Raw genomic sequence first — 510 nt, forward strand, 5'->3', positions numbered from 1 at the left:
TTGCGACCAGGACTTGCTGCTGCTTGGCTATTGTGCAAATCCGGTACTGGCGCTTTTTGTTCACCAAGATAAGGATGGTCGCCCGAAAAACCGCAGTCATCCATCGGCGTGAGCATCACTTTGATTTGATTGCGTTCGCAAATATCCAGAAAGCGCTCAATTCGCGCATGTAAACCATCGCGATCCGCTTGCCAAACTATAAATGGTAAGTTGGTACGTAAAGTGTTGTAACCCACATCATGCGCCCAAGCTAACTCTTGTTCCATCACCTCTGGAGCAAAAGATTCCGCTTGCCACATCTCATTCCAGTTAACCGCAGTGCGCGGTAAATAGTTAAAGCCACGTAGCCAGCCATGCTCTTTTTGCCATTGCCACGCTTTCTCTTCCGACCATCTTTTCATCTTACTCACCTTAAAGCTAAATTATTAACTAATAATATTAGCTAATATATTAATTAATAATTTAATGACTAGGTGCTCAAAGAATAAACGTGGTGAAAATCACAGCTTT

General features: G+C 43.1%; 1 pseudogene. It reads right to left on the reverse strand.

The features are described from left to right. A pseudogene (locus tag R7190_RS31055) lies at positions 1-401 on the reverse strand (1,4-beta-xylanase); the annotation flags it as partial. Positions 402-510 lie beyond the last annotated feature (109 nt).

The sequence above is a fragment of the Vibrio sp. 1078-1 genome (genome assembly GCF_033340475.1).